Below are 26,821 nucleotides of genomic sequence, written 5' to 3' on the forward strand. Positions count from 1 at the left end.
GGCAGGGATGAAGTCCATGGGGGCAGGGCCGCTACACCGGCCCTGCCCCCACACTTCATTGAGCACACAGGCCGACAAATGGAATCACATCAGCGCTTCCACTCGTACGACCCGGGAGAATTCTCGATCACCTCGGCAGGCCAAGCCTCCAGGGCCGCCCCGAGTCGGTCGCGGTGATCTTGTAGCCAGTTCCGCTCCACGGCAATAGGAACGATCACAGTCGCACCCGAACTCGAAGCGTCCTCAACACAGACAACCAAATCGTCGTTCTCGCTTTTGGGGCATTCGATTCTTATCGCAGACCCGTTTCCCATATCCAGCCATTCAGCCGCCCGTCCACCCTCAAGGGACTTAAGCGCCGCGGCCCACAAATCCAAGCTCGAAAGGAAGAAGTGGACCCGGAACTGCCCCTTGATGAAATCACTGTCCACGACGATGTACGCATCCATCAGGTCGTGCTCGGGAAGTATTCCAGGACGATGACGCCCGAGAATGTGCAATCGGACACTGTTACCACCGTCGGACAAGTTGATGAGATCCATATCGCCCCTTAACGTTCACCTGGTGCTGCCTCAAGGAAGAAAGCAGGATTCATGGGAATGAATATTTTGAAGCTTACTCGGGTAGTCGCCACGGTGACCATGTGCATCGTCGCCGTATCCGCCTGTACGTCTGGCGGTGAGGGGGACGACAAGCCCGGAGTCGGAGATTTGGGCGGCGGTCCCACCGCCGGAGCCGTGTCCAAGGAGGGGCTGACCAAGGCAGCCATCGGGGCGAAGGACATCCCCGGGCACACCGTCGCCGCCACGGGCGTCACCGCGGTCACGGGCAAGGACGTCACCGTCTCCGACGACGACAAGGACTGTCTGCCCGTCGCCCACGCCCTCGCCGGGGTGCCCGTCGGGAAGACCCGGTCCACCACCCCCGGGCAGCAGGTCACCGGCAGCGGTGTGACCACCACCGTCACGCTCGGGCTGTACGAGGGGCAGGGCGGCCAGTCCGCCATGGAGCTGCTCTCCGGGGCGCTGGAGACCTGCGCCGGCGGGTTCGAGGCCTCCGTCAAGGGGGCCCCGCAGCAGCTGACGGACGTGAAGGCCGACCTCGCGCCCCAGGGCGCCGAGCAGGCCATGGCGTACACCGCCGAGGTCGAGAAGGCCGGGAAGACCGTGCCGGTGAAGGTTGTGGTCTTCCGCAAGGGCACCACCGTCGGCTACCTCAGCGCCACGGGTACCCCTGGGAAGAAGCTCACCTTCCCCACCAAGGTCTTCGAAGCACAGCTCGTCAAACTCGCCTGAGTCGGGCGCGGGCTTCGTCCCCGGAAACATGTCTGTCCCCCACACCGTCTCGGTGTGGGGGACAGACCTTTTCAGGAACCTTCTTCCAGGCCGTCCGGCCTGTCGGTCCGGACTATCCGAGTGCCTTCTTGGTCCGCCAGTCGCTGGTGATGACGGTGGTGGAGGTGCCGCCGGTGGCGGGGAGGTTGGCGTAGAAGCGGACGACGCCGCCGAGTTCGGCGCCGGTGACGGCCCAGATGTCGGGGACGCCGTTGTTGTTGACGTCCGGTGTGCCGGTCATCAGGGGGATGTTGGCCGTGCTCCAGGAGGTTCCGTACTGGGCGTCGACGCCGTTCTTGGAGTTCGCGGCGCTGGCGAGGGAGTTGAGGTCGGTACCGGCCCCTCCGGTGGCGGGCTTGCCGTGACGGAGAAGCAGCCGTGCGCTGTCGAAGGTGCGGTAGACCATGTCGACCGCGCCGTCGTTGTCGTGGTCTCCGAGGGAGACCAGGTCGCGGTTGGTCCAGGCGGTGGCGGAGAGCTGGACGGCGGTGTCGAAGGCGGCGCCGGTGTAGCCGGTGAAGACCCAGAGGGCGTCTCCGGCTGTGGCGAAGACCTCGGGGAGTTTGTCGTTGGTGACATCTCCGACCGCGAGGATCTGGGTGAGGGAGGAGGCCGCGGGCGCGTTGGAGGGCATGTGGACTTCGACGCGCTTGGAGACGTCGACGCTGCCGTAGCCGTCGCCTCGGTAGATGTAGAGCTTGCCGTCGGGCATCCGGGCGACCAGGTCCTGGATTCCGTCGCCGCCGACGAAGTCGCCGTTGTGGGTGATCAGGGCGGGGTTGTTCCCGGTGTCGTCGACCCAGTGGTAGCCGTAGTCGGGTTTGCCGTCCTCGTCCTCGTCCAGCTCGATGGCGCGGCCGTCGTCGTGCGCCGCCTTCAGGGAGGAGTGGAGGTCACCGTTCGGTTCGGCGGGGTAGAGGCGGAGGTCGCCGGTTGCGTCGATGACATAGAGGTCCGGGGTGCCGTCACCGGTCACGTCGCCGGGCGCGTCGGCCTTGTCCCGCGGAGTGACGTAGTGGGTGTAGCGGGTCGACGTCAGCGACATATTGCCCGCGACGTCGGCGGCCTTGACGTAGAGGATGTTCGGCCCGGCGTTCGGCGGGCTCAGCGTGATCCCGGCAGCCCCCTGGGCCACGGTCGCGCTGCGCTCGGCGACGAAGGACTCGCGGTTGAAGGACCAGTAGAACTTGTCGGTCCCGGCGCCTCCGGTGGGATCGGGCTTGATGACGAACTTGCCCGGAGTGCCGAACTTCAGCGTGCTCCAGACGCTGCCGTTGCCGTCGTCCTCGGGGAAGTCGGTTGAGGTGACGTCCGGGGAGCTGGGTGCGGTGTCGTCGTAGACGAATCCGCAGATGGCGCTGCCGGCGGGGGCCCAGGTGGAGGAGGTGCCGGCTCCGTCGATCGCCTTCACGAGCCAGAGGTAGGTCTTGCCGTTGACGAACTTCGCCTTGTCGAGGGGGATGCTGCCCTTGCCCGTGGTGGAGCTGGCGGGGACGGTGTCGTTGAAGACCGCAGGCGTGGCGGCGTCCTGGCGCCAGACGTGGAACTGCAGGTACTTCAGGTCACCGTCGGGGTCGGAGCTGCCGGCGGCGAAGGTCAGGGTGCCCTTGCCGTAGGTCGGGTACGGGGAGGAGGTGTCACACGCCCTGTTGTTGACCGTCAGCCCGGTCGGCTCCTTCGGGGCCCTCCGGTAGTCCATCGTGAGCTGCGGCGCCGACGCCCCCTCGGCCACGAACTTCTTCCAGGAATTGGCGTTGCCGGAGGTCTTCGACTCGTTCTTGGACTTCATCCGGATGGTGAGCTTGGTGTGCCCGGAGTTGGCGGCGACGCTCTGCGCGATGGACTTGGCGTCGTACGTCACGTACGCGTCGGGGCAGGAGGAGTTCCAGCCGTGCGCGAAGTTCTTCGTCCCGATGTGGGTGCCAGCGGTGGGCTGCTCGGCCCAGGTGGTGGCGGAAGAGATGTCCCCGGTCTGGTGCACATCCATCTCCGACGGCGAGCACGACCACGAGTAGGTCTGCCGGAACCGGAAGGAGGCGCTGACGATCGTGGCGCCCTTGATGCTCGTGGTCCACGTCAGCCGGTAGTAGGAGCGGGAGAGTCCGCCGGTGGTGGACTCGTAGCCCACCCGGCCCTCCGTCGTCCCGGAGTTGAAGTTGGCGCCGTCCCAGAAACTGGAGGTCGGGTACCGCTCGTAGGCGGTGGTCCAGGCGGCGGTCTTGCCGTAGAGCGGCGGGTCGATGAAGACCGGGTAGACCGTGTCCTTCCCGGTCAACAGGGACTGGTCCGGAGCCACGGACAGTACGGCGTCACCGGTTCCGCCACCGGTCAGGGAGGCGTCGGCGGGGGCACGCTTGGTCCCGATCTGCGGCCCGAGGAGACCGGTGAGGGCAAAGGTACCCCCGGCCTTGGCCTCCACATCCGTGGCGGGCTCGCCCTGGGTAACGGCCGGCTTGCCGCTCGAATCCCACATGAACGGCGACGGCGAACCGCCGACCTCCACACCCTGGGGGTCCTTCACCGTCAGCACGTCGTTCTTCTCGTTCAGCGAGAACGAAAGATCGGGCGACGACAACTGGTACGAGATCTTCTTCAGCGCCGGGTTGGCAGCAGCCTTCGCACTGTGGACGACCAGGACATGGGTGAAGCCGGTGTCCCGGGCGGTCAACAGCAGGTCCACACCGTCGAACACGTTCTCGTAGAGCGCGCTCGCGCCGCTGACCTTCGGCTCCGGCAGCTCACCCGGCCACCCCACCGTCAGCTCCCGGCCCTCCGCCGTGAAGGTCGCGAGGTCGGCGTACTGGCCGTCCGGGGACGCCGCCAGCGGCACCCGCGCATAGCCGCGGCTGCTCCGCTCGCCCTTCTTCTTCAGCTTCTTGCCGCTGTGGAAGGTGACCGGGTTGACCGTCGCCTTCGGACGCCAGCCGTCATCGGTCTTCTTCAGCGTCGTGTCGATCGGCAGCCACTTACCGTCGACCTTCGCCCGGACCGGCGCCGCTCCCGTGGTCAGCCGGAACTTCCCGTCCGGCAGCGCATGCGTGGTCGACGTGGCGCCCCGCAGGGCGACGACCTCGACCGGCTTCCCGGTCCGCATCGCCTTCTCCCGCGCCGCCTTCTCGTCCAGCGGCTCACCACCCGAACGAGCCTTGTCGGCCTTGGCCGGAGCCCGCTCGGCCGGAGCAGGCCCGTCGTCGGTGCCGTCGGGCATCAACAGGGTGACGCCGAGCGCCGCGGCCAGTACGGCCGCCACCCCCGCCGTCGCGCGCCGGGGCAGTCCCCGGGTCAATCGTGGACGTTCCACGGTGCTGGAATCCCCTCCCCTGGACGGCAGCCGGCCCATCCGGACACAGCCGTCCGGAAGGCGAATGCCGTGACGATCTCGCCGAATTGATCCAGCCCGGCCACGGGCAGCACAGACGAAAATTGCCGCCGTCCCGACCGGGAGAGAGCGCCAGCCAGCATGACGGATCAGCGACTTGGCGTGTACACCCCGTGAGAATTACGCGGTAATAGCCTCACTGAATTTTCAGTGGAATCGGGGAACCTTCGACGGCCCAAGGCGGTCATCGGAGAGCCGGTCAACCTTCGCCGATCAGGGAGGAATCCACCCCTAATCGGACCATCACCGACCCATTGGCCACCATTACGGAAGGTGCATCCGAAAAGGTCGAACCGGCGCGCATTTGGCGATACATGCAGCACCTCGCCCGAATTCACACCCCTCTCCCATCACCTCTGATCACACACCTGAATTCAGGTGACACATATCACACCTCATGGATTTTCTGTGATTGACGGGTGACGGATTGCTGAACGACGATGCCGCGGATACAGACGTGTCAGGGACCGGTCAGGCCTGTTCGTGCTGCCCGGAAGCTGATTCCGAACCTTTGGGGAGGGCTGCGGCGCTGTGGGTGAATCGCTGTCGTGGAGTGGCCGGGGGAGACTCCCGGACACCAGATCTGAGAGGAACCGCCGCCTACGCCTGCGACTAGGTGTGGTCGCGGTGGTTTCCATGGCCCTGACTGTGGGGCTGGTACCGGGCGCCAGTGCGCTGCCACCACCAACCGACCGGGCGGGGGTGGACTTGACCGACATTCCCAAGCCGCCCCCGGTGCCGGGGGTCAACGGCGGGAATCTCGAAAACCTGACGACCGCCGAGATCCCGACCGAGCCGGAGTTCGAGCCGAAGAAGACCGCGGCCCCGGCCGCGGTGCCGCCGGCCGCGCGGACGCTGACCGCGCTGACGCCGGGGCAGACGGTGCAGATCGGCACCACCCCGCTCGAAATCGGAGCCCCGCAGAACGCCACCCCCGCCGAAACGACCGCTCTCGAAGGCAACTGGCAGGTTGCGCTCGCGGATCCGGCGCAGACCGAGGCGCGGAACATCGAGGGCTTCGCCTTCACCGTGACCCCGCCGTCGACCGCCGCGGGCAAGGCCGTCGTCGCGCTGGACTACACCGAGTTTGCCGAGTTGTACGGCGCGAACTGGGCCGACCGGCTCAACATCTTGCAGTTCCCGGGCTGCTTCCTGACGACACCGGAGGTCGAAGCCTGCTCGGAGCCGGTCGAGGTCGACACCGAGAACGTGGTGAAGCCCAAGACCGGTGACACCGCCGGTGACAACATCATCGACGGCGAGCGGCAGATCGAAGCCACGATCAACGTCGCGTCCCTGACCGACCCGGTCACTCCGCCGGTCCCGGCCGCCCGTGCGATGAGCGCGAAGGCAGCGGCCGCGCCGATGTCCGCCGTAACGGCGGCCTCCGCCGGCGCCTCGGTGCTGGTGGCGACATCAAGCGGCAGCGGTGCGAAGGGCGACTTCTCCGCGACCCCGATCCCGAGCGCGGGCTCCTGGTCCGCGGGCAACGGCGCCGGCGCCTTCACCTACAACTATGCGATGCAGACCCCGTCGGTGCCTGCCGGGCCGTCGCCCGCGCTGGGCTTCGGCTACAACTCGCAGGCCGTGGACGGCGCCACGTCGTCGACGAACAACCAGCCCTCGTGGGTCGGTGACGGCTGGGACTACAACCCGGGTTCCATCACCCGGACGTACAAGTCCTGCCGTGACGACCGCACCGGTGGCAACAACACCAAGAAGACTGCGGACCTGTGCTGGGGCTCGTACAACGCGGTCCTGACCCTGGGCGGGTCGACGACCGAGCTGGTGCTGGACGACTCCGACAAGGCCACCCCGCACTCCGACAAGTGGGTCACCGCCAACGGCGACGGCTCCAAGGTCGAGCTGGCGAAGAACCCCGACTTCGCGAACGGCGACGCGGACAACGAGTACTGGAAGGTCACCACGCGTGACGGCACCCAGTACTGGTTCGGCCGCAACAAGCTCCCGGGCTGGACGACGGGCAAGGAGACCACCAACTCCGCCTTCACCGTCCCCGTCTCCGGCAACCAGCCCGGCGAACCCTGCTACAACGCGACCTACGCGAACTCCTTCTGCCAGCAGGCCTGGCGCTGGAACCTCGACTACGTCGTCGACGTCCACGGCAACGCCATGTCCCTGTGGTGGAAGCAGGAGCAGAACCACTACGCCCAGAACTTCAAGTTCAAGAAGCCCGTCGCCTACGACCGCGGCGGCTACCTGAGCCGAATCGACTACGGCCAGCGCGACAACGCGATCTACACCGGCGACCCGATCGCCCGCGTCATGTTCTCCACCGAGGAGCGCTGCTACGTCGAGGACGGGATGCAGTGCACCGACGCCAACTTCGCCTCGGGTGACTGGGCGAAGAACCGGATCTGGTACGACACCCCCGCCGACCTGTACTGCTCGGGTGCCACGGGCAAGGAGTGCTACGTCCCGGTCCCCAGCTTCTGGTCCCGCAAGCGCCTCGCCGCGGTCACCACGTACACCCAGCGGGTCCAGGGCTCGACGGCCCTGCACAAGGTGGACAACTGGAAGCTGGCCCAGTCGCTGCCGCACGAGAAGACCGACGAGGGCACGGCCCTCTGGCTCAACTCGGTCACCCGCACCGGCTACGGCGTCAACGACAACGAGGGTGTCCAGCTCAACCCGGTCACCTTCGTCGCCAACACCCAGTCCATGCCGAACCGGGTGAAGGAAGTCGTCGACGCGGGTCCGCCGGAGAAGAAGGACAACAACCCGATCTTCGACCGGTTGCGGATCAGCCGGGTGGTCAACGAGTACGGCGGCGAGACCGTCGTCACCTACAAGGCTCCCACCGGCGCCTGCCAGAGCGGCAAGAACTTCCCCGCGACGCACACGAACACCGGACTGTGCTTCCCCGCCTACTGGCATCCGGACCCGGACAAGGCCGACGAGAAGATCAGCTGGTTCAACAAGTACGTCATCGCCAAGGTCGAGGAACTTCCCAACGTCCGTGGTGTGGAGCCGACGTCGACGACGTACGAGTACGACGAGACCGACGCGGCCAAGCGCAAGGGCGCGGGCTGGGCACTGAACCAGGCCGAGTTCTCGAAGAAGAAGACCCGGACGTACGACCAGTGGCGGGGTTACGAGATCGTCCGCACGATCTCCGGCGCCGACTCCGCCGACCCCTACACCGGCAGTGAACGCTCCATGTCGGAGACCCGCTACTTCCGGGGCATGGACGGCGACAAGTTGCCCGGGACCGGGAACCCGGTCCGTGATGTCGTGGTCAAGGACAGCCAGGGCTACGACATCGCCCGCGACCTCCTCCCCTACCAGGGCCGGGTCGCGGAGACGATCACGTACACCAAGGTCGGCGGCCTCGCGCTGACGCGCGACGTCGACTACCCGTGGAACAAGGTCCTTGCCTCCCGGGCCCGCGGTGACGGGATCCCGGACCTCAAGGCCTACCGGGTCATGGAGAGCTACAGCGTCACGTCGACGATGTCGTCGGGTACCCGGACGGACTCCGATCCGACCACCGAGGACGACACTCGCGTCTGGCGGACGGTCCGGACCGAGTCGAAGCACGACAACACCTACGGCCTGCCCTACGAAGTCGAATCCCAGGGCGACACCGGCATCACGGGTGACGAGACGTGCTCGCGGATCGAGTACGTCCACAACACCGCCAAACACCTGATCGGCCTCTCCAAGCAGTCGTTGACCACCGCCGGGCCCTGCCCGACGGGCACCGCCCCCGAGCCGCCGGCCTCGGCGTGGATCTCCGGCTCCCGGGTCGCCTACGACACCCTCGCCTACGGCGCCACCCCGACCGACGGCCTGGCCACCACCACGTGGACGGTCAGCAAGGACGGCGGTAGCTGGGACAAGGACTCGGAGGTCACCTACGACTCCCTGGCCCGCCCGGTCAGCGCCACGGACGCGGCGAACAACACCAGCACGACCGAGTACATCCCGGCCACGGGGCAGGTCTACTCCGTTAAAACGAAGAACGCCAAGCAGCACACCTCCACCAGCGAGGTCGAGCCCGGCCGGGCCACCGCACTGAAGGAGACCGACCCCAACGGCCGTGTCACCACCTTCGAGTACGACGGCCTCGGCCGCACCGTGAAGGCCTGGGGCCCGACCAACACGGCCGGTGAGCCGGCGGCGAAGTTCACCTACTACGCCAAGCCCGGCGACCCGATCTCCGTCCGCTCCGAGCTGCTGAAGGAGGGCGAGGGCTCCCGGTACGTCAGCTCGTACATCTTCTACGACGGCCTGGGCCGCGAACGCCAGAAGCAGGACGCGGCCGTGGGGAAGGGCCGTCTGATCACGGACATCTTCTACGGTCCGAACGGAACGATCAGCCGGACGAACAACGGCTACTACTCCGGCGGCGACCCGCAGCCGGTGATGTACGAGCCGACCGACGCGTCCGACACGAAGATCCCCAACGCCACCCTCTACAAGTACGACGCACTCGGCCGCATCCTCCAGGAGACGCCGTACGAGGCGGGGGTCGAGAAGCCCGAGAAGGCGAACCGTTCGCAGTTCGGCTACGACTACTCGGTCAGCATCGAACCCACCGGCGCGGCATCGCAGCGCACGTACACCGACGCCATGGGCCGCACCGTACGGGTGGACACGTTCACCGACCCGGCGCGGACCGCGTTCCGCTCCACCCACTTCAAGTACGACGCCCGCGGCGATCTGATCGAAGCCAAGGACCCCAAGGGCAACAAGTGGTCCTGGACCTACGACGTCCGAGGCCGGCTGACCTCCTCGACCGATCCGGACGCCGGCACCAGCAGCACCGAGTACGACACCGCCGACCGCCCCGTCATCTCCATGGACGGGCGGGGGGTGAAGGTGTGGTCGAAGTACGACGAGCTGTCGCGCCCGGTCGAACAGCGGCTGAACAGCAGCACGGGCGACCTTCTCCAGACCAGCACCTACGACACGATCACCGGCGCTGTCGGCCTCCCGGCCAGTGCCACCCGCTACACCGACAACCTGCCCTACACCAGTGAGATCACCGGCTACAACGCCGACTACCAGCCCACCGGTAAGAAGCTGACCCTGCCGGACAGCATCGCCACCACCCACGGTCTGCAGAAGACCTACAACTACACCTTCAGCTACACCAAGGGCGGGCAACTGCGGGAGACCATGCTTCCCGCGGCGGGCGCCTTGGCTGCGGAGAAGATCATCACGCGGTACAACGCGGACGGTCTTCCGGTGTCCACCTCCGGCAAGGAGTGGTACACGACCGACGCCGAGTACAGCGTCTACGGCCAGGTCGTGCGCACGGTCAGCGGGAACAACCCGAACCGGGTGTGGACCACCAACATCTTCAACGAGAACACCGGCGCCCTGGAGCAGAGCCTCGTCGACCGCCAGTCGACGAGCGACACCTCCACCGTGACCGGGACGCGGGTGAACGCCCGGTCGTACGAGTACGACCCGGCGGGCAACATCACGTCGATCGCAGACCGCTGGAACGCGGTCACCGACCGGCAGTGCTTCACCTACGACACCATCGGCCAGCTCACCCAGGCCTGGACCGCCCCCAGCACCTGCCAGGCGGCAGGCCAGCAGGGCGCGGCGCCCGAGTACCCGGGTGGCACGAAGAATGTCACCGCAGCGAACTCCGGGTACTGGCAGTCGTACACCTACGACGAGCTGGGCCAGCGGACCAAGCTGGTCAAGCACGACCCGGCCGGTGACGCCACCAAGAACGCCACCACCACTTACAGCTACGGAAAGGCCGACGGCACCCAGCCGCACACCCTGACCGGCACCTCCACCACCTACAAGACGGAGGCCGGGGCCCAGGTCACCAAGCCGTCGGTCCGCACCTATGACAAGTCCGGGAACATGGACACCCGGTCGGACGGCGGCGTCGGCCAGACCCTGACCTGGACCTGGGACGGCAAAGCCGAGAAGATCACCGGCTTCGGCGAAGGCTCCGGAGCCTGGACCGGACTGGCAGGCAAGTGCCTCGACCTGGCCGGGGGACTGACCCTGGCGGGTACCGCGGTTCAGCTCTACACCTGCAACGGCAGCAAGGCCCAGAAGTTCCGCATCGACGCCACCGTCGCGGACCCGACCGTGGGTGCGCTGAAGGTGCTGGGCAAGTGCGTCGTCCCCGGCGCCGACGGGATCGCCGCCGTGATCGCGGACTGCACCGGCGCCGCGGCCCAGCAGTGGACCACGGTCGCCACGGGCAAGAAGCTCAAGCACGTCGCCAGCGGAAAGTGCCTCACCGCACCGAACGCCACGGTCGGCACCGACCTCCAGCTCACGGCCTGCGACACCACGGCCAGTGAGGGCCAGTCCTGGAAGCCCGCCGACGAGACCCGCTACATCTACGGGCCCGGCGGCGAACGCCTGATGTCGATCACCTCGGGCGAGACCACGCTCTTCCTGGGTGACACCACCGTCGCCACCAGCAGCGGACTGCACTCCTACACCGAGCGCTACTACGCCCAGCCCGGCGCACCCACCGTGATGCGCCACGTCCTGGGCACCGGCACCAGCGAACTCTCCGTCCAGATCACGGACCACCAGGGCACCGCCCACATCAACGTGGGCCTGTCCGGCGGCAGCCCGGTCAAATTCGCCAAGAAGGACCCCTTCGGCGTCGAACGGAACGAGAGCACCAGCTGGCGCTCCCACAAGGGTTACGTCGGTGGAGACGACGACAGCTCGACCGGGCTCGTCCATCTGGGGGCACGCGAGTACGAACCGGCCACCGGCCGCTTCATCTCGTCGGACCCGATGATCGACATCGCCGATCCCGTTCAGATCAACGGCTACTCCTACAGCGAGAACAACCCGGTCACCTTTGCCGACCCGACCGGTCTGGTTTCCGCGGCCCAGGGCGGCGGCGCCAGCAGCAACTACAAGGGCGACGAACACGGTGGCCCGTCCAAGGGCGAGCTGGCCTGGGCGCAGGCGGAGCAGAACCGCTCGATGTCCAGCGTCATCGCGGACGCCGGCTGGTCCCTCCTCAAGGGCCTCATCGGCTACGACGACATGATCGCCTGCTTCTCCCGGGGCGACCTGTGGGCCTGCGGCCGCATGATCATCGACGCCCTGCCGTGGACCAAGGTCTTCAGCGCGGCCAAGAAGGTCTGGAACGCCGTCAGTCGCATCGCCGGAGCCATCTCCGCCTTCAAGAAGGCCCAGGAGAAGGCCCGCCAGATCATCGAACTCGCCCGCAAGGCACAAGAAGCGGCAAGAAAGGCAGCCGAAGCCAAGAAGAAGGCAGCGGAAAAGGCAGCACAGCTGAAGAAGAAGAAAGCTGAGCAAGCCAAATTGAGAGCCGCGAAGAAGGCGGCTCAGAAGACCGGAAACGCCGTACAGAAAACGAAGAAGGCCGCGGCGAAGAAGGCCGAGAAGCCGATCAACCGGGCCAGGCAGCAGGCCAAGAGGGAGGACTCGCCCAGCAAGCGCTCGTCGGGTGGCAGCTGCAAGAACCCGAACAACAGCTTCGTTCCCGGCACTCGCGTCGTCATGGCCGACGGAACCACCAAGCCGATCGAAGAGGTCAAGAACGGCGACAAGGTCATCGCCACCGACCCCAAGACCGGCGAGACCGCAATCGAGACGGTCACTGCGGAGATCAAGGGCGAAGGCAGCAAGAACCTCGTCGAGGTCACCATCGACACCGACGGCGCCAAGGGCTCGGCCACCGCGACGGTCACCGCCACCGACGGACACCCGTTCTGGGTACCCGAGCTGAACGAGTGGATCAACGCCACCGATCTGAAGTCGGGCAACTGGCTGCGGACCGGAACCGGGACGCTGGTCCAGATCTCCGCGGTCGAGCGCTGGACCACTCGGTCAACCGTTCACAACCTCACCGTCAGCGACCTCAGCACCTACTACGTGCTGGCGGGAGCGTCCTCCCTTCTCGTCCACAACTGCAAGGACGTGGTACTGGGACTGGCGGACGAGGGCAACATTCGCAAGGTCGCCAAGGACAACGACTACCAGCACTTCATGGACCTGTCGCGGGACGACGCACTCGCCGCGGTACGGGACGTTGCCCATGAGCAGCCCACGAGGACCATCCATGTGGTCATGGACGGCTTCCGTCTGACGAACAAGAAGAAGGACAATTCCCCGCCCACGCCTCAGGAGCTGTTCGAGGACTTCTATCGAGAAGGCGCCGGCGACAACTGGCTCACCACACAAAAGGAGATGTACCATCTCGGGGAATCAGTGAGACGCGGCGAGCGGGAATGGAATACCATCAAATTCTGGAGCAACGGAAGAGACATAACGGACCAGCTCAAGATTCCTGATTGGGCTCCACTGAGATCGCACGTCAAGTAGCTTTGGCCAGCACCCTCCTCCCGTACGGCACGGAGCCCGGCACGGGAGGAGGGTGCACGGTGGGCCCGGTGACCGGGGCCCGCCCTTCCGGCAGGGAAAGAGGGTTCAGTGAGACTGGTCGAGTGGGACCGGAGATTCAAGTTGTGGAACTACGCATTCAGTTATTCTCAGCTTCTGTTGCGGGCCGTTCCGAAGGATGACTCCGACACCAGGATCGACGTCCTCTTCTCCAATGTCCGGCATATGAACACTCCGGCGTACTTCGATCGCCTGGAGATCGACAGGGGAGATATCGAGCGGGATCGTGAACTGCTCGGTATCACCGAGGTCCCGGACCTTCCCTTCGAGGTGTTCATCCTCAATCAGGGGCTCGGATTCGTACTGGCAACTCACTGCCAGTGGCACGAAGACAATGAGTGGGTCGACGCTCCGTCTCATTTCGGCCCGTTCAGGCAGGTCAAGTAGGAAAGACGTGTTCGATACGCAGTCCGTCGAGCCGGCTTGAGCACGACCGCCCCCGGAACGCTCTCACCAGCGTTCCGGGGGCGGCGCCGTCAGATGATCCACCAATCGGGCCACCCGGTCCCGGAAGGGTCGGCGGCCGCGGGGTGGCAGCGGGGTGCCGTTTTCGCCCGCCGCCGCGCTGACCAGGTGCTGGACCGTGTCCAGGTCGATCTCCTCGGCCGCCGGGTCGACCGTCAGGGACTCATGGGCCAGGGCCTGCACCTCGCGGTCGCCGCCGTCCAGTGTGAACAGGGTCGCCCCGGCGCGGCGCGCCGTGTCGAGGTGGGTGAGGAGCTGCTCCCCCGGGCTGCCGGGGGCGACCACCAGCAGGGTTTCGCCGCGGCGGGCCGCGCGCAGCCGGGCCGGGCCCACGGCCAGATGGGCCGGGTCCCCGGGGCGGACGCGGTGGCGGACGAGGGTGGGGGCGAGTTCCGGGCGGCCGGACCAGGCGGCCTCGTCGACCAGGTGTGCGGCCAGATGCCACGGCTCGTACTCCTCCGTGCCGACCAGCAGCAGCCCTCCCCCGCGCGGGGTGACCGACGTCCGCAGGGCGCCCGCGAACCGCCGTGCCGCGCCCGGCCATTCCGTACCCGCCAGCACCTCGCGCAGCAGCGCGACCCTCATGGCATCCATGCCCCCGCATGCTGGACCAGGGCGGTTGCCCGGATGGCGGGTATCACTCCGGCTCACCCGTACGGGGGTGGCCTACCTCCGAGTAGGGTCGGCCGCATGACTTCCACTGACAGCAGCAGCACCGCCCCCGCCGGTTCGAAGCCCGCCCCCAAGGACCCCTGGGAGCTGCCCGATGTGTCGGGCCTCGTCGTGGGTGTCCTCGGCGGCACCGGTGACCAGGGGCGGGGGCTGGCCTACCGGTTCGCCCGGGCCGGGCAGAAGGTGATCATCGGTTCGCGGGCCGCGGAGCGTGCCGAGACCGCGGCGGCCGAGCTGGGGCTCGGGGTCGAGGGCGCGGACAATGCGGAGTGCGCCCGCCGCAGCGATGTGGTGATCGTGGCGGTGCCGTGGGACGGTCACGCGAAGACGCTGGAGTCGCTCCGCGCCGAGCTGGCGGGGAAGCTGGTGATCGACTGCGTCAATCCGCTCGGTTTCGACAAGCAGGGCGCGTACGCGCTGAAGCCCGCGGAGGGCAGCGCGGCGGAGCAGGCCGCCGCCCTGCTGCCGGAGTCGCGGGTGACGGCCGCGTTCCACCACCTCTCCGCGTCCCTCCTCCAGGACACGTCCCTCGCCGAGATCGACACGGATGTGCTGGTGCTCGGCGAGTCACGGGCGGACACGGATCTCGTCCAGGCCCTGACGGCCAGGATGGCGGGGATGCGCGGCGTCTTCGCCGGGCGGCTGCGCAACGCCCACCAGGTGGAGGGGCTGGTCGCCAATCTGATCTCGGTGAACCGCCGCTACAAGTCGCACGCGGGGCTGCGCGTCACCGACGTCTGAGTGCGGGAGGGGCGGGGCAGCGGCGCATGCCGCCCGCACGTCCGGGCGGGGCATGGGGGACACTGGGGCGGTACGTCCCCCGGGCCCGACCGCCCCGCCGGGCCGTACGTCCGCCGTCGTCAGTCCGTGGCCGGGCACCCGCCCGGCCCGCCGATCAGGAGCCGCACCCCATGCCCCGCCTCGCCCTCTACTCCCTCGCCGTCTGTCTGCTCGCCGTGGCCGCCGCGGTGGTCTCCTTCGTCCAGGGGATGTGGATCGGGATCGTCTGGGTACTGCTGGCGGGGCTGGCGTCCAATATGACCTGGTACTACTTCCGGCGCGGCAAGGCCGAGCGGGCGCAGCGCACCGCGGGCTGACCCCGGGGCGCAAGACCGCATCCCGGGCCGTCTCCGGGCCGCCGAAAATCGGTTGCCCCCTGCACCGGGCCCGGCGGACCATGGCGCGTTGTGCCCCAGCTCTCCGCGATACTCCCCGATCTCTCCCCCTGGCGTTCCTCCCGCGATTTCCGGCTGCTGTGGACCCAGGGGCTGATCACCTACTTCGGCAGCTTCATGGCGATGATCGCGCTGCCGCTCCAGATCAAAGACCTCACCGAGTCCCCGGTAGCGGTGGGCGCGATGGGTGCGGTCGAGCTGATCCCCCTGATGGTCTTCGGGCTGTACGGCGGTGCCCTCGCGGACGCCCTGGACCGGCGGAAGCTGATCCTGTGGACGGAGGCCGGGCTCGGGCTGCTGGCGCTGATCCTGCTGGTCAACGCGGTACTGCCGGAGCCGCTGCTCTGGCCGTTGTACGTGGTCGCGGCGGGGGTCTCCGCGATGGCCGGTCTACAGCGCCCGGCGCTCGACTCGCTGATCGCCCGGATCGTGCCGCACGACCAGCTGACGGCGGCCGCCGCGCTCAACGCACTGCGCTGGCAGGCGGGGGCGATCGTGGGTCCTTCGGTGGCGGGTGTGGTGGTGGCGTACGCGGGCCATCCGGCGGCGTACGGGGTCACGGTCGTGACCTTCGCCGTCTCGGTACTGCTCTGCCGGAAGCTGGCACCCTCCCCCGCGGCCCGTGAGGCGGAGAAGCCGTCCCTGCGGGGCATTGCGGAGGGTGCCCGTTATGCCTGGTCACGGCCGGTGCTGCTGGGGACGTACGCGATCGACCTGGCGGCGATGGTGATCTCCGCGCCGATGGCGATCCTGCCGTTCCTGGCGGACGATCTGGACGCGGAGTGGTCGCTGGGGCTGATGTACGCGGCGATCGGTCTCGGCTCGGTGGTGCTCAGTCTGACCAGCGGCTGGACGTCGAAGGTGCGGCGGCACGGTCTGCTGGTGGTGTTCGGCGCGGCGGGCTGGGGTGTGGGGGTCGCGGGCGCGGGCCTGGTGGACAACGTCTGGCTGGTGCTGGTGTTCCTGGCGGTGGCGGGCGCGGCGGACATGCTCAGCGGACTGGGCCGCTCCACGATCTGGAACCAGACGATCCCGGACGGGCTGCGGGGCCGGCTGGCCGGTATCGAAGTGCTGTCGTACAGCGTGGGTCCGCAGCTGGGTCAGGTACGGGCGGGCGCGCACGCGGGCTGGTCGGGCACCCGCCCCGCGATCTGGGCGGGCGGGGTGGCCTGCGTCGCCGTCGTGGGGTTGCTGGCGGCGGGCCTGCCGAAGCTGGTGCGGTACGACGCCTCGACGGACGAGGACGCCCTGTCCCGCCGCGCCGAGAAGGAAGCAGCGGAGAAGGGGGCCGCGGAGGCCCCGCAGGCGTAGGGCGCCCGCCCCGAGCACCACGGGCGGTACGCCCCCCGTGGCCCCGTCACGTACCCGATGTGCCCTCGTCGTCCCCCCGGCCCGTCTTGTCGTGCCAGCGCGGATCGGTCTCCCACTCCAGGTTCCGTTCCCGGGCGGTCTCCATGGCGTGCTCCGCCTCCTTGCGGGTGGCGTACGGCCCGAAGCGGTCCTTCGCCGGGCACTCGGGGCCCTCCTCGACCTTCCGGTGCTTCAGGCAGTAGTACCACTCGCCGGGCTTCCCGGCCTGCCGCCGCTTGAACAGGGCCATCGCGTCTCCGTCCCTCGTTCCCGTACGACCGTCGTACGGGACCATGCTGCCCCACCCCCGCTGGTTAGACTCGCTGACATGTCTGGCCAGTCGCTGCTCGTGCCCGGGGTGCTCTCCCCCGTCCGTTCCGTTCCCGCCGCCATCGCGCGCCCCGAGTACGTCGGGAAACCGGCGCCCACCCCGTACGCGGGGTCCGAGGTGCAGGATCCGGAGACCGTGGAGCGGATGCGGATCGCGGGTCGCATCGCCGCGCAGGCGATGGAGGAGGCGGCGAAGCACATCGCGCCCGGCGTGACCACGGACGAACTGGACCGGGTCGCGCACGAGTTCCTGATCGGCCACGGCGCGTACCCCTCCACCCTCGGCTACCGCAAGTTCCCGAAGTCGCTCTGCACCTCGGTGAACGAGGTGATCTGCCACGGCATCCCGGACTCCACGGTGCTGCGGGACGGCGACATCGTGAACCTGGACGTGACGGCGTTCATCGGCGGGGTCCACGGCGACAACAACGCCACCTACCTCTGCGGCGATGTGGACGAGGAGTCCAGGCTGCTGGTGGAGCGGACCCGGGAGTCGCTGAACCGTGCGATCAAGGCGGTGAAGCCGGGGCGGCAGATCAACGTGATCGGGCGGGTCATCGAGTCGTACGCCAAGCGCTTCGGTTACGGCGTGGTCCGCGACTTCACGGGCCACGGGATCAACACCTCGTTCCACTCCGGTCTGGTCGTCCCGCACTACGACGCCCCGCACGCGACGACGGTGATGCAGCCGGGGATGACGTTCACCATCGAGCCGATGCTGACGCTGGGGACGCACGAGTACGACCTCTGGGAAGACGGCTGGACCGTGGTGACCAAGGACCGGAAGCGGACGGCGCAGTTCGAGCACACGCTGGTGGTCACGGAGACCGGGGCGGACATCCTCACCCTGCCCTGAGCGGTCCGGAACAGGGAGTCACCGGGCGCCCCGGCAGCGACGGATTTACCGACAGGGCGTCGGGAAGGTATTGACTTAGGTAAGCCTAAGTAGGGAGAATCGAACTGGCAACAGGCACATCCGAACGATGGCGGTTTGTCCTGCCGTCGGCTGTTTGTGCCCTGTGCCGCACTTCTTCCCCATGCCTCCCGGAGGACCGCTTTGGACACCACCGCAGCCACCCCCGGCACGCCCTTCTCCCAGCTGCTCCGCTCCACCACGCACGACAAGCACGACGAGGCGAACGCCTCCCCCTTCATCGGCCGGCTGCTGGGGGGCGGGCTGGGGATCGGCGCGTACGCCCACTACACCGAGCAGCTCTGGTACGTCTACCGGGCGCTGGAGAAGGCCGGTGAGGCGCTGCGGAACGACCCCGTCGCGGGTCCCTTCGTCCGGGACGAGCTGCTGCGCACGGCGGAACTGGAGCGCGATCTGACGTTTCTGCGGGGCGAGGGCTGGCGCGACGGTGTCACGCCGCTGCCCGCCACCGCGGCGTACGTCGCCCGGGTCGAGGAGTGCGCCCGCACCTGGCCCGCCGGGTTCGTCGCACACCACTACACCCGCTATCTGGGCGATCTCTCCGGCGGCCAGGTCATCCGGGACCAGGCGGAGAAGACCTGGGGCTTCCCCCGCAAGGGCGACGGCGTGCGGTTCTACGTCTTCGAGCGGATATCCAACCCGGCGGCGTTCAAGCGGACCTACCGCGAACTGCTGGACACGGTGAACGCGGACGATCTGGAGAAGCAGCGGATCGTGGAGGAGTGCCGGCGGGCCTTCGACTTCAACAGCGCGGTGTTCTGGGAGCTGAACGAGGCGTATCCGGTCAGCGCCTGACCGCGGCCCGTCCCGGAGGTACGGAGGCCGGGGACCCCATGACGGGTCCCCGGCCTCCGGCGTACCGGCGCGGACAGGCGTCCCTCAGACCGGGTCAGGTCATCAGGCGCAGTGCGTCGGCGACGCTGAGCCTGCGCGCGGGCACCGGGGCGGGCGGGGGTACGGGGGTGAGCAGCCGGGCCTGGGAGATCAGCCGGACCCGGCCGCCGATCTCGACCTCGCCGTCGGGGCCGGGGGCGGTGAGGATCTGCGAGCCCCGGCCCTGGGTGATGTTCAGGGCCCGGCCGAGCCGGTCGGTCAGCAGCAGCGCACCGCCGCCACCGGCCTCGTCCTCGATGCCGGTGCCGGTGCCGTCGGGCTCGGGGACCGCGGTGAGGCCGGGGGCTCCGGACGCTTCGGCGCCGGGGAAGGCCCGGGCGCGGATCCGGCCCGCCCTCTCGTCCTCCCAGGCCCAGGCGTAGCGCGGGGTGCCGCCGGGCGGCGGGACGGGCAGTGCGTCGACCTCGGCCGGGCTCGCGTACCACTCCAGTGTGTACGGGGATGCCCAGGCGGCGCGGACGGTGATCCAGGTGAACTCGCCGTCGCCGCGGGTCCAGACCGTTCCGGCGGGCGGGTTCAGCTCCTCCAGGTCGAGAAGCCAGGCGGCGCCGACGAGGGCGTGCGGGGCGAAGGGGAGCCGGGCGCCGGGCGCGTGGAGGTCGAGGACGCCGCGCTCCGGGTCGTCGACGAACACGGTGTCGCCGCCGCTGCCGCCCGCCAGGGCCCGGCGGGAGGCCGGATCGCGGTAGGGGCGGGGGTCGCGTACGACGGACAGGGCGCTGCCGTGCCGGCCGTCGGCGGCACAGAAGACGCGCAGGACGTCGAGCTGTTGGCGTTCGTTCACCCGGGCATTGAAGCACCGGTGAACCGTGTACGTGCCCGGTGTCCCCAATCCGTCACCAACGCCACACGGACGGCCGGGTGGGCGCGCCCGCGCGACAGCGGGCGGCGACGGCCCGTCGGGGCCGTCGCCGCCCGGTCGGTCAGGAGGCCTGCGCCTGCTTGCGGCGGCGCGTCAGGAAGACGGCGCCCGCACCCGCCGCCGCGATGCCCGCGGCGGCGGCGAGCAGCCCGCCGGTCGGGGCCCCGGCGCCGGTGGCGGCGAGGGAGCCGCCCGTCGAATCAGCTGTCGCATCGCCTGTGGAACCGCCCGTGGAGCCGCCGACGGACCCTCCGGTGGTGCCTCCGGTCGTACCGCCGCCGGTCGTCGCACCGCCGTCGGTGGACGAGCCTCCGGTGGCCGAGCCTCCGGTGGAGCCACCGCTCGACGAACCGGCCGAGGAACCGGCCGAGGAACCGGCCGGACCGCCCGGCAGCTGACCGGACTTGTCCAGGGAGACCGCGACCGTCAGCGGGTCCAGTGCGACGCCCGGCTTGTACATCCCGCTGAACGCCTTGGCGCTGCCGTCGGCGGTGAGCACAACGGGCACTCCGCCGAGGGTGACGACCTTGTTCTTCTCCTTCAGCGCGCCCGCGGGCACAGTGAGGGTGCCGATGCCGAGATCGTTGTACGAGGCGGGCTTGCCGGTGTCCTTGTCCTTGGTGGACACATCCGCCGAGAGCACACCCTTGGTGCCGTCGACCGTCACCCGGAGGTCGCTGAGGCGCAGGTCGAGGAGGTACTCCTTGGTGTCCGGCTTCTGGTGGCCGAGGAAGCGCACCTGGCCGTCGAAGGACGCCTTGAGGGTCTTGCCCGCGGCGTCGAAGCTGCCCTTCCCCTTGGGGAAGCGGTAGCCGTCGGCGGTGGTCTTCGTACCGCCGGAGACTTCGATCTTCCCCTGGCCGAAGCCGGTGGTCACGTACTCGCGGAAGCTCGCCTTCACACCCCAGTCGAGGTTGCCGTCGACCAGGGCACCGGGGTCGGTCTCGGATCCGCCGCCGGTTGCGCCGCCGTTGCCGGTCCCGGCGGTGGTGCCGGTGCTCGTGCCCGCACTCGTACCCGCGCTGGTCCCGGCACTCGTACCCGTACTCGTACCACTGCTCGTACCGGTGCTCGTACCGGTGCTCGTGCCGCCGCCCGGGCCGCCGGGCGACGAGCCGAGCGTCACGCTCAGGTTCACGGGGTCCAGCACCTGCCCCGCCTTGTACGGGAGCGCCAGGGCGTCCGCGCCCGCCGCGGTCAGCTTCGCCGGGATGTTCTTGAAGAGCATCGGCCCGGTCCGACCGGCGCTGCGCTCGGCCTTCGCCACATCGAGCGCGGCGAGTTCGACGTCCTCCGACTTCTTGTCGCCGGAGGTGACGTCGGCCGTGACGGCGCCGTTGACGCGGTCACCGCTGTACTTGAGGTCCGAGAGGGTGACCCGGAACCGGTGCTTCGCGGAGGTGAAGGTCACCGAGCCCTTGAAGTCGGTGGTGGTGGTCGCGGTCGCCCCGTCGTAGGAGCCGGTGCCGTCGGGGAAGGTGAACGGACCGTTGTTCGCGGCCTGGCGGGCTCCGTCGGCGACGGTGATCGTGCCTTCGGCGCTGCCGACGACATAGCCGCGGAAGTCCTCCAGGAAGCCCCAGTCCAGGGTGCCCGCCGTCAGCGGGATCCCGGCCGCGGCCGCCGTACGGGTGTCGGCGGCGGCCGGGGCGGTTTCGGGGGCCGCCGCGAAGGCCGGGAGGCTGAGGGCGGTGGCGCCGAGCGCGACCGCGGTGGCGGACGCGGCGACGATGGCCGTACGGCGTCGACTCGTTGCTGACATGAGGGTTCTGCTCCTGCGGTTCGGGGGTGATTCGGGGGGAGGGGGGTGGGGTCAGTCGGTGGTCGTGGTGCCGGGCGCCGCCGTCACGCGCCTGCGGCGGCGGACGGCATAGAGGGCGATCGCCGACGCGGCGGCGAGGACGCCCGCGCCGACGGCGATGAACACACCGGAGGAAGCAGAGGAATCGGCGGCGGACGCGGCCGGAGCGGCATCGGGGGCCGCCGCCGAGGGGGACGGGGCGGCCGAGGGGGTCTCGGCGGCCGGTGCGCTGCCCAGATCGGGCAGGGCCGGGAGCCGGGCGCCCGCGTCGACGGCCACGGCGAGGGAGACCGGGTCCATCTCGGTGCCCGCCTTGTACATGTTCCCGAAGGCCTGCGCGCCGCCCGCAGTGAGCGTGGCCGGGGCCTCGGTGAGGGCCGCGAGGCCGTTCTTCGGGGCGAATCCGGTGGCGGGGAAGGTGATCAGCGGTACGGCCGGTGTGGTGCGGGTGCCGTTCGCGACGTCGGCGCTGAGGACGCCCTTGCCGCCGCTGATCTTCGCGGTGACCTTGGTAAGGGTGAGGTCGAGGTGCTGTCCGGTGAAGCGGACGGCACCGGTGAAGACCGCGTCCAGGCTCTGTGTCTTCGGGTCGTACGTGCCCTTGCCGCTCGGGAAGCGGAACAGGGCGCCGCCGTCCTGCGCACCGCCGGAGAGGGTCCACTTGCCCTGGGCGATGGAGCCGGTGACGTACTCGCGGAAGGTGCGGCGGACGCCCCAGTCGACGGCGGCGTCGCGCAGAGCGCCCCGGGCGGTGTCCTTCGCCGTGGCGCTCGGCTTCGTCTCGGGGGTGGGCTTCGGCGGGGCGGCGGACTGCCGGGGTTCGACGACGTCGACGCCGAGGCTGATCGGGTCGAGGGGGGTGCCCGCGGTGTAGAACCCGGCGAAGGCGGTGGCGCCCTGGCCGGTGAGGGTGGCGGGGATGTTGTTCAGCCGGACCGGACCGCGGCCGCCGCGCATGTTCACCCCGGAGAGGTTGAGCGCGGCGAAGGGCACCTGGGTGGAGGTGGTGACCTTGCCGGTGGTGCGGGCCTTGCTGACCATATCGACGTGGAGGGTGCCGCGGCCGCCGGAGATCCTGACCGTGGGGCGGCTGACGGAGAGTTCGAGTTCGTTGCTGCCGTCGGGCTTGCGGTGTCCGGTGAAGCGGACGCCGCCGCTGAAGCGGGCTTCGAAGGCACCCGTTTCGGGGTTGTACGAACCCTTGGCGGAGTGGAAGCGGAACTGGCTGCCGCCGATGGTGGCGGCACCTCCCGTCAGCCGGTAGTTGCCGTTGGCGATGGGGCCGGTGACATACGTCTGGAACGAGGACTTGATGCCCCAGTCGAGTCGGCCGCCGGACACCGTGCCTTCGGCCGCCCGGGCGGCCCCGGCCGGGAGCAGCGCCCCGAGCAGGGCCGCGAGCAGCGCGGCGGCGAACGCCCGGGCCGGTCGGTACGGCGGCATGGAAACCCTCCTGGGTACGGCGGAGCCCGCGGACGGCCGCGGGTACGGGAACGGGTGGGCCTTCCGCACGGCCGCGGGGGCGGGGGCGGAAAGCGGGCACGGCAGGCGGGGGTGGGGTGCACCACCCTGGCCAGCAAGGTAAGGCTAACCTAAGCTAACTTCGGTCTGTCCGGGTAGCCCCGTACGCCCCGGATTCGGGACGGCGCGGGCGGCCGGGACATGTCCCCGCACGATCCGGCGACGCCATGCCCCAGCCCTGGACGACGCCTCCGCCACGAAGACAGGACGGTGCCCCGGTGCCAACGGACCGCAGAACTCCCCCAGGCCGCGGCCGGAACGTCCCGCCCGGCCCGCGACGCACGGCACGCACCGCACGCACGGCACGTACGGCACGTACGGCACGCACCGCACGTACGGCACGCACCGCACGTACGGCACGCACGGCACGTACAGGGCGTACGGCGCTGGCCGCGCTCGCCCTGGTGTTCGCCGTGGCGGTGACGGGCTGCAGCAGCGGCTCCCCCGCACCGGGCGGCGGCGCGGGCGGGAAACCGGGGGCTTCGGCGCCGCCCGACCGGGTCGAACCGCTGGGGTCCGTACCGTCGCCCCGGCTGCCCGCCGCCGTGATCTCAGCCGACGGCCGGAAGGTGACGGTCACCGCCGTCGACCGGATCGTTCCGCTGTCGGGCTCCCTCAGCGAGATCGTCTACACCCTGGGCCTCGGGGAGCGGGTGGTGGCCCGGGACGTCACCGCCACCTTCGAGCAGGCGAAGGACCTGCCGGTGGTGACCCGCGGCCACGACGTCTCGGCCGAGAGCGTGCTCTCCCTCAAGCCCTCCCTGGTCATCGCCGACACCACGACCGGGCCCGACGAGGCGATCGACCAGATCCGGGACGCGGGTGTGCCCCTGATCACGGTCCCGACGGCGAAGTCGCTGGCCGATGTCCGTACCCGCATCGAAGCGGTCGCCGCGGCGCTCGGCGTCGAAACGGCCGGGGATGCGCTCGTCGAGCGGACCGAGAAGCGCATCGCGGCCGTGCAGAAGACCATCCCGGCACCGGCCGAGGGCAAGAAGCCCCGGGTCGCCTTCCTCTATCTGCGCGGCTCCGCCTCCGTCTATCTCCTCGGCGGCGCCGACTCGGGCGCCTCGTCGCTGCTGGAGGCGGCGGGCGCGGTCGACGCGGGCAAGGAGTCAGGTCTGGAGAAGGACTTCACCGCCATCACCAGCGAGGCCCTGGCGAAGGCGGCGCCGGACGCGATCCTGGTGATGTCGAAGGGGCTGGCGTCGGTCGACGGCGTCGACGGGCTGGTGAAGATCCCCGGCGTCGCTCAGACCCCGGCCGGAATGGACCGCCGGGTGGTGTCCGTCGACGACGGGGTACTGCTGAACTACGGGCCGCGGACCGACCAGGTACTGAATTCGCTGGTGGAGCAGTTGCACGGGACGCCGGGCGGCAAGGGGACCGGCGCATGACGACCGTGACCCGGCCCGTCGCGCCCGCCCCGGAGAAGCCGGCGGCAGCCGGAAAGCAGCGGCGCCGGTCCACGACCTGGCTGCTGACCGCAGGTCTGGCGGGCGCCCTGTTCACGGTGGCGCTGGTGTCCGCCGGATACGGCGCGTACGACATCCCCCTCGGTGATGTCGTCGCTTCGGCACAGCACCGGCTCGGACTCGGCGGGCGGCCGCTGGACCGGGTCGGCGAGAGCGTGCTGTGGAACGTCCGGCTGCCGCGCGTGGTGCTGGCGCTGCTGGTCGGCGCGTCCCTCGGCTGCGCCGGGGCGCTGATGCAGGGCGTGTTCGGCAATCCGCTGGCCGAGCCCGGCATCATCGGCATCTCGGCGGGCGCAGCGGTCGGCGCGGTCGCCTCCATCGCGCTGGGCCTGAGCTTCCTCGGCAACTGGACCATCACCGCCTGCGCGTTCACCGCCGGGCTCGCGACCGTGTTCCTCGTCTACTTCATGTCGCGCTCCGGCGGGCGGACCGAGATCGTGACGCTGATCCTCACCGGGGTGGCCGTCAACGCGTTCGCGGGCGCGCTGATCGGGCTCTTCGTCTTCTTCGCCGACAACGCGCAGATCACCCAGATCACGTTCTGGCAGCTCGGTTCGCTCTCCCAGGCGACCTGGCCGAAGGTGCTGGCCGTGCTGCCGTGCACCCTGCTGGGGCTGCTGGTCGCGCCGTTGTACGCCCGCAGGCTGGACCTGCTGGCGCTCGGGGAGCGGCCCGCCCGGCATCTGGGCGTGGACGTGGAGCGGCTGCGGATCACCCTCATCCTGGTGGTGGCGCTGCTGACGGCCGCCGCGGTGGCCGTCGCCGGGATCATCACCTTCGTCGGGCTGCTCGTACCGCATCTGCTGCGGATGGCGAACGGCCCCGGGCACCGGTTCCTCGTCCCCGGCAGCGCACTCGGCGGTGCGCTGATGCTGGCTGCGGGCGATCTCGCGGCTCGTACCGTCGCGGAGCCCGCCGAGCTTCCCCTCGGCGTACTGACCGCGCTCTTCGGCAGCCCGTTCTTCTTCTGGCTGCTCCGCAGGACCCGTCGCAGGCAGGGTGGTTGGGCATGAGGTTCTCCGTACGCGAAAGGCAGCTCCCGGCCCGGCCCGCGCCGGGTGCGGTCCTGGCCGAGGCGCGGGGGGTACGGATCCGGCTCGGCGGCCGTGAGGTGCTCGCGGGCGCCGATCTGACGGCCCGCTCGGGCGAGGTGCTGGCGCTGGTGGGCCCCAACGGCGCGGGCAAGTCCACGCTGTTCGCCGCGCTGGCCGCGGACCTGGCGCCCGATGCGGGTACGGTCCTGGTCGCGGACCGCCCGGCCGGGTCCTGGACCCCGCGCGAGCTGGCGCTGCACCGGGCCGTCCTCCCCCAGTCGTCGGCCCTGTCGTTCCCGTTCCCGGTGGCGGACGTCGTCGCCATGGGCCGGGCGCCGTGGGCCGGAACGGCCCGGGAGGACGAGGACGAGGCGGCGGTCGCCGAAGCACTGCGGGCCACCGAGACCGAGGCGTTCGCGGACCGGCCCTTCTCCGACCTCTCGGGCGGGGAACGCGCCCGGGTCGCCCTGGCCCGCGTCCTGGCCCAGCGCACGGCGCTCCTCCTCCTCGACGAGCCCACGGCCGCGCTGGACCTGCGCCACCAGGAGCTGGTCCTCCGCATCTGCCGCGACCGGGCGGCGGCGGGCGACGCGGTGGTGGTCGTCCTCCACGATCTGGGGCTCGCGGCGGCCTACGCGGACCGGATCGCAATCCTGAGCGGCGGCCGCATCGAGGCGGCGGGCCCGCCGGGCGAGGTCCTCGACGCGGGCCTGCTGACGCGGGTCTACCGGCAACCGGTGGAAGTCTTCCCCCATCCGCGCACGGGTGTCCCGGTGGTCCTCCCGGACCGCTCTCACTGAGCGGTGCCGGCCAGCAGCCAGCGCCGCACCGGGATCTCCAGCATCACCCGTCCGCCGCCGGAGCGTTCGGGGGCGGTGACGTCCCAGTCGTACTTCAGCCGGAACGCGGTGACGACCTCCGGCGGGAACCCGTCCCGGTGCACGGTCGCGTCCCCCTCCGCGACGACCGGGAACCGTCCGTCCTCCAGGGCCAGCGACACCCGCGGATCGGCCGCGAGGTTCCGGACCTTGACCGAGCCCTCGTCCGAGCCGATCCACCAGACGCCGTCGGTGTGGACGAACCAGACGGGCGTCGTATGCGGGGACCCGTCCGGCCGCAGGGTGCACAGCCAGACGTTCCGCTCCTCGGCGAGCCGCCGCCGGACGTCCCGGGACAGCTCGTTCGCGTGTTCGTGCAT

The 26,821-nt window shown here is 69.7% G+C and carries 19 protein-coding genes; 11 read left to right on the plus strand and 8 right to left on the minus strand.

Going from position 1 to position 26,821, the window contains the following annotated elements; all coding sequences use genetic code 11:
- Positions 1-89 precede the first annotated feature (89 nt).
- On the minus strand, positions 90-542 hold the full coding sequence (locus B7R87_RS07775) for a DUF5959 family protein (protein WP_040916463.1): 453 nt from the start codon (positions 540-542) through the stop codon (positions 90-92).
- A gap of 57 nt (positions 543-599) precedes the next feature.
- Between B7R87_RS07775 and B7R87_RS07780 the strand changes: the two genes are divergently transcribed.
- The gene (locus B7R87_RS07780) at positions 600-1,295 is read left to right on the plus strand and encodes a hypothetical protein (RefSeq protein ID WP_130584578.1); all 696 of its coding nucleotides are present in this window, start codon (positions 600-602) and stop codon (positions 1,293-1,295) included.
- 112 nt (positions 1,296-1,407) lie between these two features.
- Here B7R87_RS07780 and B7R87_RS07785 read toward each other — a convergent pair whose 3' ends face one another.
- Positions 1,408-4,635 carry a hypothetical protein gene (locus B7R87_RS07785; protein ID WP_045853112.1) on the minus strand — a complete coding sequence of 1,076 codons (3,228 nt, stop codon included), beginning with the start codon at positions 4,633-4,635 and terminating at the stop codon, positions 1,408-1,410.
- Positions 4,636-5,349: 714 nt separating this feature from the next.
- Between B7R87_RS07785 and B7R87_RS07790 the strand changes: the two genes are divergently transcribed.
- The gene (locus B7R87_RS07790; RefSeq protein WP_045853111.1) at positions 5,350-13,032 is read left to right on the plus strand and encodes an RHS repeat-associated core domain-containing protein; all 7,683 of its coding nucleotides are present in this window, start codon (positions 5,350-5,352) and stop codon (positions 13,030-13,032) included.
- A 108-nt stretch (positions 13,033-13,140) separates the two neighbouring features.
- Complete coding sequence (locus tag B7R87_RS07795; protein ID WP_006349606.1) at positions 13,141-13,497, plus strand: hypothetical protein; 357 nt, start codon at positions 13,141-13,143, stop codon at positions 13,495-13,497.
- A gap of 63 nt (positions 13,498-13,560) precedes the next feature.
- On the opposite strand, the gene B7R87_RS07800 is transcribed toward B7R87_RS07795, so the two are convergent.
- Positions 13,561-14,169, minus strand: coding sequence for a hypothetical protein (locus tag B7R87_RS07800; protein ID WP_040916462.1), 609 nt, complete (start codon positions 14,167-14,169; stop codon positions 13,561-13,563).
- A gap of 96 nt (positions 14,170-14,265) precedes the next feature.
- Between B7R87_RS07800 and npdG the strand changes: the two genes are divergently transcribed.
- The 3 genes from npdG (at position 14,266) to B7R87_RS07815 (ending at position 16,733) form a co-directional block, all read left to right on the plus strand.
- On the plus strand, positions 14,266-14,988 hold the full coding sequence (npdG, locus tag B7R87_RS07805; RefSeq protein ID WP_006349604.1) for an NADPH-dependent F420 reductase: 723 nt from the start codon (positions 14,266-14,268) through the stop codon (positions 14,986-14,988).
- Between the two features lie 170 nt (positions 14,989-15,158).
- Positions 15,159-15,344 (plus strand): hypothetical protein, encoded by a 186-nt coding sequence (locus B7R87_RS07810; protein WP_006349603.1) that lies wholly within the window; start codon positions 15,159-15,161, stop codon positions 15,342-15,344.
- 90 nt (positions 15,345-15,434) lie between these two features.
- Positions 15,435-16,733 carry an MFS transporter gene (locus B7R87_RS07815; RefSeq protein ID WP_006349602.1) on the plus strand — a complete coding sequence of 433 codons (1,299 nt, stop codon included), beginning with the start codon at positions 15,435-15,437 and terminating at the stop codon, positions 16,731-16,733.
- 46 nt (positions 16,734-16,779) lie between these two features.
- Here B7R87_RS07815 and B7R87_RS07820 read toward each other — a convergent pair whose 3' ends face one another.
- Complete coding sequence (locus tag B7R87_RS07820; protein WP_006349601.1) at positions 16,780-17,022, minus strand: hypothetical protein; 243 nt, start codon at positions 17,020-17,022, stop codon at positions 16,780-16,782.
- Positions 17,023-17,100: 78 nt separating this feature from the next.
- Here B7R87_RS07820 and map point away from each other — a divergent pair, with 78 nt between their 5' ends.
- Both map and B7R87_RS07830 read left to right on the plus strand, forming a co-directional pair.
- Positions 17,101-17,958 (plus strand): type I methionyl aminopeptidase, encoded by an 858-nt coding sequence (gene map, locus B7R87_RS07825; protein WP_006349600.1) that lies wholly within the window; start codon positions 17,101-17,103, stop codon positions 17,956-17,958.
- 201 nt (positions 17,959-18,159) lie between these two features.
- Positions 18,160-18,831, plus strand: a complete 672-nt coding sequence (locus B7R87_RS07830; RefSeq protein WP_006349599.1) for a biliverdin-producing heme oxygenase — start codon at positions 18,160-18,162, stop codon at positions 18,829-18,831.
- Between the two features lie 94 nt (positions 18,832-18,925).
- On the opposite strand, the gene B7R87_RS07835 is transcribed toward B7R87_RS07830, so the two are convergent.
- The 3 genes from B7R87_RS07835 to B7R87_RS07845 form a co-directional block, all read right to left on the minus strand.
- Positions 18,926-19,714, minus strand: a complete 789-nt coding sequence (locus tag B7R87_RS07835; RefSeq protein WP_006349598.1) for a hypothetical protein — start codon at positions 19,712-19,714, stop codon at positions 18,926-18,928.
- A 139-nt stretch (positions 19,715-19,853) separates the two neighbouring features.
- A complete protein-coding gene (locus tag B7R87_RS07840) occupies positions 19,854-21,554 on the minus strand; it encodes an HtaA domain-containing protein (protein ID WP_130584579.1) in 1,701 nt (566 codons plus the stop codon).
- Between the two features lie 51 nt (positions 21,555-21,605).
- Positions 21,606-23,036 carry an HtaA domain-containing protein gene (locus B7R87_RS07845; RefSeq protein WP_130584580.1) on the minus strand — a complete coding sequence of 477 codons (1,431 nt, stop codon included), beginning with the start codon at positions 23,034-23,036 and terminating at the stop codon, positions 21,606-21,608.
- A gap of 245 nt (positions 23,037-23,281) precedes the next feature.
- On the opposite strand from B7R87_RS07845, the gene B7R87_RS07850 reads away from it, so the two are divergent.
- The 3 genes from B7R87_RS07850 to B7R87_RS07860 are packed head-to-tail and all read left to right on the plus strand — an operon-like array spanning position 23,282 to position 26,423.
- A complete protein-coding gene (locus tag B7R87_RS07850) occupies positions 23,282-24,511 on the plus strand; it encodes a heme/hemin ABC transporter substrate-binding protein (RefSeq protein ID WP_078902385.1) in 1,230 nt (409 codons plus the stop codon).
- Positions 24,508-25,602 carry a FecCD family ABC transporter permease gene (locus tag B7R87_RS07855; protein ID WP_006349594.1) on the plus strand — a complete coding sequence of 365 codons (1,095 nt, stop codon included), beginning with the start codon at positions 24,508-24,510 and terminating at the stop codon, positions 25,600-25,602. The genes B7R87_RS07850 and B7R87_RS07855 overlap by 4 nt, the downstream gene beginning before the upstream one ends.
- The gene (locus tag B7R87_RS07860; protein ID WP_006349593.1) at positions 25,599-26,423 is read left to right on the plus strand and encodes a heme ABC transporter ATP-binding protein; all 825 of its coding nucleotides are present in this window, start codon (positions 25,599-25,601) and stop codon (positions 26,421-26,423) included. The genes B7R87_RS07855 and B7R87_RS07860 overlap by 4 nt, the downstream gene beginning before the upstream one ends.
- On the opposite strand, the gene B7R87_RS07865 is transcribed toward B7R87_RS07860, so the two are convergent.
- A complete protein-coding gene (locus B7R87_RS07865) occupies positions 26,417-26,821 on the minus strand; it encodes a TIGR03618 family F420-dependent PPOX class oxidoreductase (RefSeq protein WP_006349592.1) in 405 nt (134 codons plus the stop codon). The two genes, B7R87_RS07860 and B7R87_RS07865, sit on opposite strands and share 7 nt — an antisense overlap.

It is taken from the genome of Streptomyces tsukubensis, assembly GCF_003932715.1.
Classification (GTDB): Bacteria; Actinomycetota; Actinomycetes; order Streptomycetales; family Streptomycetaceae; genus Streptomyces; species Streptomyces tsukubensis.